Annotated in this window: 8 protein-coding genes and 1 pseudogene; 2 read left to right on the plus strand and 7 right to left on the minus strand. The window is 66.8% G+C overall.

Going from position 1 to position 10074, the window contains the following annotated elements; genetic code table 11:
- Nucleotides 1-171: 171 nt before the first annotated feature.
- The 7 genes from VJ811_RS17180 to VJ811_RS17210 form a co-directional block, all read right to left on the minus strand.
- Nucleotides 172-1524 carry an NAD(P)H-hydrate dehydratase gene (locus tag VJ811_RS17180; RefSeq protein ID WP_324074626.1) on the minus strand — a complete coding sequence of 451 codons (1353 nt, stop codon included), beginning with the start codon at nt 1522-1524 and terminating at the stop codon, nt 172-174.
- A 33-nt stretch (nt 1525-1557) separates the two neighbouring features.
- On the minus strand, nt 1558-1944 hold the full coding sequence (locus tag VJ811_RS17185; protein ID WP_324074627.1) for a hypothetical protein: 387 nt from the start codon (nt 1942-1944) through the stop codon (nt 1558-1560).
- Nucleotides 1941-3800, minus strand: a complete 1860-nt coding sequence (ilvD, locus tag VJ811_RS17190; RefSeq protein WP_324074629.1) for a dihydroxy-acid dehydratase — start codon at nt 3798-3800, stop codon at nt 1941-1943. Before ilvD ends, VJ811_RS17185 begins: the two co-directional genes overlap by 4 nt.
- A gap of 59 nt (nt 3801-3859) precedes the next feature.
- Nucleotides 3860-4591 (minus strand): N-formylglutamate amidohydrolase, encoded by a 732-nt coding sequence (locus tag VJ811_RS17195; RefSeq protein WP_324074630.1) that lies wholly within the window; start codon nt 4589-4591, stop codon nt 3860-3862.
- Nucleotides 4588-5436 (minus strand): 4-(cytidine 5'-diphospho)-2-C-methyl-D-erythritol kinase, encoded by an 849-nt coding sequence (locus VJ811_RS17200; protein WP_324074632.1) that lies wholly within the window; start codon nt 5434-5436, stop codon nt 4588-4590. Before VJ811_RS17200 ends, VJ811_RS17195 begins: the two co-directional genes overlap by 4 nt.
- Nucleotides 5433-6995, minus strand: a complete 1563-nt coding sequence (locus tag VJ811_RS17205; RefSeq protein WP_324074634.1) for a hypothetical protein — start codon at nt 6993-6995, stop codon at nt 5433-5435. Before VJ811_RS17205 ends, VJ811_RS17200 begins: the two co-directional genes overlap by 4 nt.
- 91 nt (nt 6996-7086) lie before the next feature.
- Nucleotides 7087-8742: an electron transfer flavoprotein-ubiquinone oxidoreductase gene (locus tag VJ811_RS17210; protein ID WP_324074636.1), complete on the minus strand. Its 1656-nt coding sequence runs from the start codon at nt 8740-8742 to the stop codon at nt 7087-7089.
- A 120-nt stretch (nt 8743-8862) separates the two neighbouring features.
- Here VJ811_RS17210 and VJ811_RS17215 point away from each other — a divergent pair, with 120 nt between their 5' ends.
- A complete protein-coding gene (locus VJ811_RS17215) occupies nt 8863-9651 on the plus strand; it encodes a uracil-DNA glycosylase family protein (RefSeq protein WP_324074638.1) in 789 nt (262 codons plus the stop codon).
- Nucleotides 9652-9663: 12 nt separating this feature from the next.
- Nucleotides 9664-10074: pseudogene (locus VJ811_RS17220) on the plus strand (lytic transglycosylase domain-containing protein); the annotation flags it as partial.

Here is a 10074-nt window from a genome sequence, read left to right on the forward strand (position 1 = left end):
CCGCATTTGCCGAAATGACGGCACACGGGATCGGTGCGGTTGGGACCCGGAATGATGATCCCGTCGTCGCGGACGCGGTCGCCCGGCACGCCGCCCGCCACATGGCGGCCGTCGCCCGTCACGCCATCACCGCGCGCGGCAATGCGCTCGATCAGCGCAGCTTCAGTCATTTCATTCCCTAACCAGATCGTCGGCGACAAGGCCGGGGCCTATACGCGCCGCCTGCGCGATATGCCAGCCCACCGCAGCGACCGCGGCATCGAAGGCATCCCCGCCGCGCGCGAGCATCGCACCGCACGCGCCCGCAAGCACATCGCCCGTCCCCGCCGTCGCGAGCCAGGGGCTGCCCGGCCAGGCGGCGGCAACACGGCCATCGGGCGCGGCGATGATGGTGTCGGCGCCCTTGTAGATCACCACGGCCTGCGTCCGCACCGCAGCCGCTTTGGCACGGTCGATCTTGCTGCCGTAAAGCTGCGGAAAAGCGCGCGCGAACTCGCCCTGATGCGGGGTCAGGATCGCCTTGCGCGGCGTTTCGGACAGGCGCGGCAACGCGGCATCGATCGCGGCAGCGTCGAGCACGAGCGGCTTGCCCGAATCGAGCGCCGCCTCGACATCGAACAGCAATTCGTCGCCTGCCGGAAATCCCGGTCCGATCACGACCGCGCCGACGCGCGGATCACCCAGCCGCTGGCCGAATTTTTCGTCGCTTTCGGTAATGATCGCCGAAAAGGGCGCGCGCTCGGCGCCGTTGAGCACGACATAGCCGGCGCCCGCGCGCTGCGCCGCCGCTGCGGTCAGTCCGGCGGCGCCGCGCATCGGCCCGGCGAAGACCAGCACCATGCCGCGCGTGAACTTGTGGGCCGTCATATCGGGTGTGGGCGTCCGCGGCGGGGGCAAGCTGCGCATCGCCTTGCTCGCCGATATGCCGATGGGTGCGAGCAGGACGCGCCCGCAACCCGGTGCGGTCGGCAACAGGACATGCGCGGGCTTCAACGCCCCCAGCGCCAGCGTCACATCGGCGGCGAGGGGCGGGGTCCAGTCCTGGGCGCCATCGCTCTCTATCCCGCTTGGAAGGTCGACCGCCAGGATTCGCCGGTCGGAAAAATGGCGAAGAATTATGGCCAGCCCGTCCGGGATCGGACGCGACAGCCCAACGCCGAACAGCGCGTCGACAATCAGGGGTGCAGGCGCAAGGCGGCCGTTCAGCGGCTCGACAGGCCCGTTCCACCCTGCCCGCGCAGCCTTCGCCAGATCGGTTGTGGGATCGGCCAGCGCGGCTACGCGCACCGGGGCGCCCCGCTCTGCGAGCAAGCGCGCCGCGACATAGCCGTCGCCGCCATTGTTGCCGGGTCCGCACAGGATCAGGATCGGTGCGCCCGCTGCCATTCGCCACGCGGTGTCGGCGACCGCCGCACCCGCAAGCTCCATCAGCTCGGCCAGCGACGTGCCCTGGATCGCGCACGCGGCCTCGGCCTCGCGCATCGCCTTGGCGGTCAGGATCGGGGCATCGGCGGGAACGGACATGACCCCTGCCCTATCACGATCGGGCGAAAGCGACTACTTCGCGCCGGTGTTCGCGGGTAGGCGATAGCGGTCGTTGCCGATCGCGACCTCGATGACATTGTCGCCGACGATGCTCACCTTCGCGGGTTCGGCGCCATCGGCCGACACCAAACCGCGTCCGTCGGTCGTGATCTGCAGACGGCGATAACCGACGTTGCTGCGCCCGACGACAAGAACCGCGCCGTCCTCGCCGCTCATTTCCTCGACGGTGCAGGTGCGGTCGAACAATTTGGCGCCTTCGAGCGCGCATTCGATGCGGCCGTTCTCGGCCGCCTCGCGCGATCCGCGCGCCTCGGCCTCGGCAAGGTCGCTGTTATCGGATGTGCGATTGCAGCCCGCAAGTGCAATCAGCGCCAGCAATACCCCCCCGAGTCTTCTCATCCCTTGCCCTTCAACTGCGACAGGTCGCGCACCGCGCCGCGCGCAGCGCTCGTCGTCATCGCGGCATAGGCCTGAAGTGCTACCGAAACCTTGCGCGGGCGCGGCTTCGCGGGCTGCCATGCGGCATCGCCCTTCGCCTCCATCGCCGCGCGGCGGTCGGCGAGGGTGTTGTCCGCGACCATCAGGTTGATCGTGCGCTTCGGGATGTCGATCTCGATCAGGTCGCCATTTTCGACCAGCCCGATCGTTCCGCCTTCGGCGGCTTCGGGTGAGGCGTGGCCGATCGACAGCCCCGACGTGCCGCCCGAAAAGCGCCCGTCGGTGACCAGCGCGCACGCGGCGCCGAGCCCCTTCGATTTCAGATAGCTCGTCGGATAGAGCATTTCCTGCATGCCCGGCCCGCCCTTGGGTCCTTCGTAGCGGATGACGACGACGTCGCCCGCCTCGACTTGCCCGGTCAGGATGCCCGCGACCGCCGCGTCCTGGCTTTCATAAACCTTTGCCGGACCTGTGAATTTCAGGATGCTCTCGTCGACACCCGCGGTCTTCACGATGCAGCCGTCGCGCGCGATATTGCCCGACAGCACCGCCAGCCCGCCGTCCTGGCTGAACGCATGTTCAGCCGAGCGGATCACGCCAGCTTCGCGGTCGAGGTCGAGCGAGTCCCAGCGCCGGTCCTGGCTGAACGCCACCTGCGTCGGTACGCCGCCCGGCGCCGCCATGAAGAATTTCTGCACAGCGGGATCGTTCGTCCTCGAAATATCCCACTTGTTGAGCGCATCGCCCAGCGTTGCGCTGTGTACTGTGGGCAGATGCGCGTGGAGCAGTCCCGCGCGTTCGAGCTGGCCGAGGATCGCCATGATCCCGCCGGCGCGGTGGACGTCCTCCATATGGACGTCCGATTTCGCCGGCGCGACCTTCGACAGGCACGGTACGCGGCGCGAGAGTCGGTCGATGTCGTCCATCGTGAAATCGACCCCCGCCTCGAACGCGGCGGCGAGCAGGTGGAGCACGGTGTTGGTCGACCCACCCATCGCGATGTCGAGGCTCATCGCATTCTCGAACGCCTCGAAGGTCGCGATATTGCGCGGCAGCACGCTGTCATCGTCTTCCTCATAATGGCGCTTGCACATCTCGACGGCGATGCGCCCGGCGCGCAGGAACAGCTCCTTGCGGTCGGCGTGCGTCGCGAGCGTCGAACCATTGCCCGGCAACGACAGCCCCAGCGCTTCGGTCAGGCAATTCATCGAATTGGCGGTGAACATGCCCGAGCACGAACCGCAGGTCGGGCACGCCGCTTGCTCGATCTCGGTGACCTCGGCATCGGTATATTTCTCGTCGGCGGCGGCGACCATCGCGTCGACCAGATCGAGCGCGATCTCCTTGCCCTTCAGCACGACCTTCCCCGCCTCCATCGGCCCGCCCGACACAAAGACAACGGGGATGTTGATCCTGAGCGCCGCCATCAGCATGCCCGGCGTGATCTTGTCGCAGTTCGAAATGCACACCATCGCGTCGGCGCAATGCGCGTTGACCATATATTCGACCGAATCCGCGATCAGGTCGCGCGACGGCAGCGAATAGAGCATGCCGTCGTGCCCCATCGCGATCCCGTCATCGACCGCGATCGTGTTGAATTCCTTGGCGACGCCGCCCGATGCTTCGATCTCGCGCGCAACCATCTGGCCGAGATCCTTCAGGTGGACATGGCCGGGCACGAACTGGGTGAAGCTGTTGACCACCGCGATGATCGGCTTGCCGAAGTCGCTGTCCTTCATCCCCGTCGCGCGCCAGAGGCCGCGCGCGCCCGCCATGTTGCGGCCGTGGGTGGTAGTGCGCGAACGATATGAAGGCATTTCAAACAATCCTGATAATTTTATTTCAAAAATAAGCGAAGAGACGCGCCTCTACACGCCTATTTGGCCAGATTCAATGCAACTTTGCTGCACATGCGAGAAAGCCGCTCCGCAAACAGTGCCTGCCCCGCCGGATCGCCGGCGAGATCCTGCCGCATCTCGATCCCGACATAGGGAATCCCGTTCGCCTCGGCGTGGCGGTTCATCGTCGCGTTGAGCAGCTTGCCCGAATAGGGCTGCTGGTCGCCGACGATCATGCCTTCGGCTTCCAAAGCCGCAATCGCCGCCGCCGCTAGCCGATCGTCCTCATTGTAGAGCACCCCGACGTGCCACGGCCGCGCCTGGTCGGGATGCGCCGCGAGCGACGGCGTGAAGCTGTGCAGCGACAGGATCATCGCCGGGCGCTGCGCGGCGATCGTCGCGGCGATATGCGCATGATAGGGGCGGAAAAAGCGTGCCAGCCGGACCTCGCGCCCCGCGTCGTCGAGCGCATTGCCCGGCACCGCATGCCCGTCGCTCGCGATCGGAAGCACCCCCGGCGCATCCTCTTCGCGATTGCAGTCGACGACGAGCCGTGACACACCGCCAAGGATCGCCGCATCGACCGCGCCGCTCTCGACGAGCAGAGCCGCAACTTCGGCGACGCCGATGTCGATCGCGATATGATTGGTCAGCAGCGCGGGATCGATGCCGAGATCGACGTCGCCAGGCACATAGGCCGAGGCATGATCGGCGATCAGCAAGATGCCGCCCGCCCGCGCTTCCCCGATCTGCCGCCACGCTTCGCTCATCGCAATGTCCCCGCCATCGACCACCAGCCCGGATGCCGTTCGGCCAGCAGCGCCGCCGCCGCGTCGCGCCCGGCGGCCGCATCGAACAGCGCAAAACAGGTCGCGCCGGACCCCGACATGCGCGCGAGCCATGGACGCAGGCCGCCAAGTTCGAGCAATATGTCGGCAATCGCCGGGCACTGCGCGATCGCCGGACGCTGCAGATCGTTGCGCGCGCCGAACAACCCGGCGCGCAGGTCGGCGCCGGTGAACAGCGGCCCGCGATCGATCCCGTCCCACGCCGCAAAAACCGGCCCCGTCGCGACCGGCTGGCGCGGGTTGACGAGCAGCACCGGCGTTCCGCCAAGCTGCAACTCGGGCACGGCGCTCAATTCTTCCCCGACGCCGACACCGAGACAGGTCGTGCTCGCCACACAGGCGGCGACGTCGGCGCCGAGCGGGCCGACGAGCCGCGCCAGCGTCGCATCATTCAGCTCGGGCAGGAAATGCGCCCGGATCAGCCGCGCCATCGCGGCTGCGTCGGCCGACCCGCCGCCGATCCCCGCCGCCACCGGCAGCCGCTTCGTCAGCGTCACGGCAAGCGGCGGCACCCGATCGGCGCCATAGCGGCCGCGCAGCGATGCGAGCACCTTCATCACCAGATTGTCGCCGCCCGCGCTCAGCCCGTCGGCGAATTCCCCGTCGATCGCCAGCGCATCGGTATCGGCGAACTCGGCGGCGATCGCGTCGCCGTCGCCCACAAAGGCGAACAGCGTCTCGATCGCATGATAGCCGTCCGCCCGGCGCCCCCTGACATGGAGTGCGAGGTTGATCTTGGCCCAGCCCGTCTCGCGAAACGCGGTCACGGTGCGGTGTTGGCGGGGGTCAGCCCGTCGCGCAGCTTCGCCTCCAGTCGCGTCGCCATTTCGGCGTCGGCGAGCAGCGCGGCCGCGCGCCAATTGTAGCGCGCCTGAAACTTCTGCCCGGCCTTCCAATAGGCGTCGCCCAAATGCTCGACGATCACGGCATTCCCGGGTTCGCCGAGCTGCGCCTTTTCGAGCAGCTTCACCGCGTCGTCGGTACGACCGGTCAGGAAATAGGCCCAGCCGAGCGAGTCGGCGATGCTCGCATTCTGCGGCTCCTGCGCCCAGGCCGCCTCGATCCGCGCGAGCGACTGTTTGACATCCTTGCGCCGTTCGAGCGCCGAATAGCCGGCGAAGTTGAGGATCGAGGCATCGTCGGGCCTCAGCGCGACGGCGCGTTCCATCAAAGGCGCCGCCGCATCCCACTGCCCTTCCTGCAGCAACAGTTCGGCGCGTGCGATCAGCAACGTGCCGCGGAGCATATTGTCGCCCGCGCTGTTTCCCAGTGACGCTTCGAGGCGCTCATAGGCGCGTGCCGCCGCCGCCGGATCGCCCGATCGCCGCGCGATATCGGCAAGGCGGACGAGCATGCTGCGCGCGTCAGTGCCGGCCGCCGCGGCCTCGGCCAGCTTGGCCGCACCGGGCAGGTCACCGGCGTCGGCCATCAATTCGGCGCGCCGCATCGCGAGAACCGGCGGGAGCGGCGCGCGCCCGGTTTCGAGCAGCGCCATGGCATCGCCCCGCTGTCCATTGCGATCGAGCGCCTCGACAAGCGTCGTGCGCACCGCCAGATCCTCATCGTTGAGCCAATAGGCGGCGCGCGCGAACAGCAAGGGCAGCTTCGCGCTGCCGCCCGGCGTCCGCGCCAGGCCGTCAGCGAGCAGGCCAAGCCATTGCGCCACACCCGCCTGCGGCGTCGTAACGGGTTGGTCGGGCAGCAACAGCATCGGATCCTCGCGCTGCCCTGACGCGAGCGCGATCCGCCCGCGCAGCCGCTGCGCCACATCGCGCGAGCCAGCCCGCTCGAGCGTCGCCGCAAGCCGCAGGCCGACGAGCTGGCTTGTCCGGTCGGTCAGCGTGACGCCGTCGGTCAGCGTCGCCGCCTCGCCGGTGCGTTTGGTCGCGATCTGGACGAGCGCGACCTGCAGCGTCAGCGCCGGTTCGGGACGCGTGCGGCTGTTCACCGCCTGCAGATGCCGTTCGGGTTGCTTTTCGCGCGCACCGACATCGATCCAGGCGTTCACCGTGGGCAGGATCAGCCGCGCGATCGTGTCGGCCCCGGCCTTGTCGATCCGGCCCGCCGCATAATCGCGCGCGGCTTTCCAGTCCGCCCGGCGCATCGCATCGACCATCAGCACCAGTTGTGCGTCGAAACGGCGGTCGCCGGCGGTCCATAAACGCAGGGCGGCGGCGCGCGCGGCAACCAGGTCGCCCGCCTCGATCGCTTGTTCGAGCATCCGTCCGCGCAGACCCGGCAGGTCGGGCGCAACGCTCGAAACCGTGGTGAGTGCCGACAGCGCGGCGGCGGGCTCGCCGCTCTCTTCCGCCAGCCGTGCCCGCACGAGCGCGTTGAGCGCGGCGCCATTATCGTCGACGGCGTGCGCCGGAACCGCCGCCGCAATCGCGGCGGCGATCAGAAAGAAGCGCGCGGGCTTACATGTTCGGGTAATTGGGGCCTCCGCCGCCTTCGGGGGTGACCCAGTTGATATTCTGGGTCGGATCCTTGATATCGCACGTCTTGCAGTGAACGCAATTCTGCGCGTTGATCACGAATTTGGGATCACCTTCGGCTTCGCCGACAATCTCGTACACCCCCGCCGGGCAATAACGCTGCGCGGGCTCGTCGTAGAGCGGCAAATTATACGCGACCGGGATCGACGGATCCTTGAGTTGCAGATGGACCGGCTGGTCTTCCTCATGGTTGGTGTTCGAAACGAACACCGACGACAGGCGGTCAAAGGTCAGCACGCCATCGGGTTTGGGGTAATCCAGTTTCGGCATGATGTCAGCCCGGTACAGGCTCTCATTGTCCGGATGATGCTTCATCGTGAAGGGGACTTTGATCTTGAGCGTTTCGAGCCACATCGTGATGCCCGACAGGATCGTTCCCGCCAGGTCGCCATATTTCTCGACGAGCGGCAACACGTTGCGCACGACGCTGAGTTCCTTCTTCACCCAGCTCTCGTCAAAGGCGGTCTGATAGGCGTCGAGCGTGTCGCTGCTGCGGCCCGCGGTCACCGCCGCGAACGCCGCCTCGGCCGCCATCATGCCCGACTTCATCGCGGTATGCGTGCCCTTGATGCGCGGCACGTTCAGGAAACCGGCGGTATCGCCGATCAGCGCGCCGCCCGGAAAAGCCAGCTTCGGCACCGACTGCAGGCCGCCGTCGCTGATCGCGCGCGCGCCATAGGACACACGCTTGCCGCCCTTGAGGATCTTCGCGATTTCAGGATGCGTCTTCCACTTCTGCATCTCCTGGAACGGAGAAATGTGCGGGTTGCGATAGTTGAGCCAGGTCACAAAGCCCAATGCGACCTGCCCGTTCGCCTGATGATAGAGGAAGCCGCCGCCATTGGCGTTCTGGTCGAGCGGCCAGCCCTGCGTGTGGATCACGCGGCCCGCTGCGTGGTTCTCGGGCTTGATGTCCCACAGTTCCTTGACGCCGAGGCCATAGACCTGCGGTTCGCAATCGGCGTCGAGCGCGAACTGCGGCTTGATCATCTTGGTCAGGTGGCCGCGCACGCCTTCGGCGAAGAAGGTGTATTTCGCATGGAGTTCGAGGCCCGGCGCATAATCGCCCTTGTGGCTGCCGTCGCGCGCGACGCCCATGTCGCCCGTCGCGACGCCTTTGACCGATCCATCCTCGTTGTAGAGAATCTCCGCAGCGGGAAAGCCGGGGAAGATTTCAACGCCCAGCATTTCGGCCTGTTCGGCGAGCCAGCGGCAAAGATTGCCAAGGCTGCCGGTATAGGTGCCCTTGTTGTGCATGAAACCGGGCGAGATGAATTCGGGGAGGCCGAACTTTTTCGTCTTCGTGAGCACCCAGTGCTGATTGTCGTTCACGGGAACTTCGGCAAGCGGGCAGCCCTGCGTGCGCCATTCGGGAAGCAGCTCGTCGAGCGATTTGGGATCGATCACCGCCCCCGAAAGGATGTGCGCGCCGACCTCGGACCCCTTTTCGAGGATGCACACCGACAATTCGCTGCCCGCGTCATTCGCCAGTTGTTTGAGGCGGATCGCCGCCGAAAGCCCCGCCGGCCCCGCGCCAACGATGACCACGTCATAGGGCATCGATTCCCGTTCGCTCACCGCAAATACCTTTCTGCCGTCCCCGCACGGGATCATTCATCGTGTCCCGCGCTCATTCTGTCACGAAATGCGATGCCCGCCAATTGACGGGTCCGTCAACCACCTGTTTGGTGTAAATCGATGGGTGGGTCATATTCAGCGTTACTGGCACAAAGCACTTGCGACTGGTGGTCGCTGGCGGGGGTCGATGCGCTCGTCGGCGAGCAGCCGGCGGGCTGGCTCGTCACGCCGCCCGCAAATGACGCTGCGGCGCCCAAGCCGAAACGCGTCGTCAACGCCGAGCCCGAACTGCCCCCGCTTCCCGCTGCGCTCCAGCGGCAGGAGACGCCCGAGGCGGCCGAACCCAAGGGTCCGGTCGTGTTTCCGGACGATTGGACCGAATTTCAGAACTGGCTTGCGACGGCCGACGATGTGCCGGGCAGCCAGTGGGACGCGCGCCGGGTGCTCCCTGCCGGTGAAGCGGGCGCGCCGCTGATGCTGCTCACCGCATGGCCCGAAATCGACGACCAGCGCGACGGCACGCTCTTTGCGGGCCCGGCGGGCAAGCTGCTCGACGCGATGTTGCAGGCGATCGGAATGGCGCGTGGCGGTTGCTATGTCGCCAGCCTCGCGGTGACGCGCCCCGCCGGCGGCCGCTGCGACGGCGAAGATGCCGCCGAGCTCGACCGGCTGCTTTGGCATCACTTGCGACTGGCGAAACCGGGACGTTTGCTGCTGATCGGCAGCGATATCGTCCGCATGGCCGCCCGCTTGCCGCTGCCCGACGCGCGCGGAAAGTTACTCGATATTAACCAAGATGGCGGCAAGATGGAGGCCGTGGCTGTAGCGCATCCCGCGATGCTGCTGGCTCGGCCCGCTCAGAAAGCGGCAGCCTGGGATAGCCTGAAACTGTTCAACCGGGGACGTTGACGGATGCAGAATATGACCAAAACCATGATTTCATGCGCCGTTCTGGCGATTTCCTCGATTTCCGCAACGGCGTTCGCCGCCGATTCCGGCAACCGCGACATCGTGTCTGCACCCCAAACGGTGCCCGACATCCTGTCGTCGAAACAGAAACAGCTTTACACGCAGGTGCTCACCGCGATCCGGGGCCAGCGCTGGGCCGATGCCAAATCCCTGCTCGATGGCGCCGACAATAGCCCGCTCAACGATTTCCTGCGCGCCGAACTGCTCACCGCGCCGAACAGCCCGCGCGCCGAAGTTGCCGACATCATGCCGATCCTCGCGCGTTCACCGCATTTGCCGCAGGCCGAACAGCTCGGCCGGCTGGCGGCGAAGCGCGGTGCGACCGACCTGCCCACGCTGCCCTCGCAGGCGCGCCTCGCCTGG

The organism is Sphingopyxis sp., from assembly GCF_035250425.1.
Taxonomy (GTDB): domain Bacteria; phylum Pseudomonadota; class Alphaproteobacteria; order Sphingomonadales; family Sphingomonadaceae; genus Sphingopyxis.

Bases quoted from the DNA above. Each gene is read 5' to 3' on its own strand.
- VJ811_RS17185 (WP_324074627.1), bottom strand. From the start codon at position 1,944: ATGAGAAGACTCGGGGGGGTATTGCTGGCGCTGATTGCACTTGCGGGC.
- VJ811_RS17215 (WP_324074638.1), top strand. From the start codon at position 8,863: ATGGGTGGGTCATATTCAGCGTTACTGGCACAAAGCACTTGCGACTGG.
- VJ811_RS17195 (WP_324074630.1), bottom strand. From the start codon at position 4,591: ATGAGCGAAGCGTGGCGGCAGATCGGGGAAGCGCGGGCGGGCGGCATC.
- ilvD (WP_324074629.1), bottom strand. From the start codon at position 3,800: ATGCCTTCATATCGTTCGCGCACTACCACCCACGGCCGCAACATGGCG.
- VJ811_RS17180 (WP_324074626.1), bottom strand. From the start codon at position 1,524: ATGTCCGTTCCCGCCGATGCCCCGATCCTGACCGCCAAGGCGATGCGC.